Origin of the sequence: Arenibaculum pallidiluteum, from assembly GCF_017355985.1 — a bacterium.
GTDB classification, from domain to species: Bacteria; Pseudomonadota; Alphaproteobacteria; order Azospirillales; family Azospirillaceae; genus Arenibaculum; species Arenibaculum pallidiluteum.
The window spans coordinates 1-772 of sequence record NZ_JAFIQU010000046.1 but is presented as its reverse complement, the minus strand read 5'-3'; the positions used below and the strand labels follow the sequence as shown (position 1 = coordinate 772).

Below are 772 nucleotides of genomic sequence, written 5' to 3'. Positions count from 1 at the left end.
TCCTGGACGGGAGAGGCATGGCTCGGCTCGGCGGCGTACGAGGCCAGCGTGTCCGAGCCGTGGAACTGGTTCACGCCGATGTTGCCGTCGTCGGCCATCGCAGGGGCCGAGGCCAGCAGGGCGGTCGCGATCAGGGCATAGGAAAGGGTCTTCATGATCGGGTTCCTTCGTTTCCTTGAGGGCCCCGCGTGCAGCAGGGCCTGCTTGCAATGACTCCTGGCGGCCGGTGCCGCGGGAGCCTGAACGGGCGGAATCTCATTCGCCAGTTGCCTGATCGTTCCTGCGGCTCCCGCGCGGTCCTTGGACCGTCTGGCGGGTGGCAGGTTGGCCACTGATGCGAACGCCGTCCCGGTGAGGAGATAATGGGGACGCGGGAGGGCGGGTCGTTAGACCAGGGCTCCGCGGCTCTTGCCCGTTTCTCCAGAACTGGTGGTGACGTCCGGCTGCCGGGCCATCCGGCACGCCCTTTCCGCGGGTTTCCGGCGGGAAAGAGGCGTGTCGAGGCTGGGTCCGCCGGCTCCCTCGTCAATTGGCGCCGGTCAGTCGGCGGCGATCAGTTGGCGTAGGTCAGGGCGAAGTTGGTCTGGCCGAGATCCACTGCAGCCTGGTCCGCGGTCGCGCCGCGCGGGGCCTGGACGGAAACCTGGGCTGTCGCGGGGGCCGTGGTCCCGGCCGGCGCCTTCTCCTGCGCCATGAAGGACGTCAGGTCGGTGCTGCCGATGAACAGGTTCTTCCCGGTGCTTCCGTCGTCGGCGGAAGCGCTGCCGGCGCC

At 69.0% G+C, this 772-nt stretch carries 1 protein-coding gene; it reads right to left on the bottom strand.

The genetic code is table 11. The features are described 5' to 3' along the window. Positions 1 to 553: 553 nt before the first annotated feature. Positions 554 to 772 (bottom strand): hypothetical protein (locus JUB13_RS31010; RefSeq protein ID WP_207486127.1); only part of this gene is annotated, 219 nt, incomplete at its 5' end.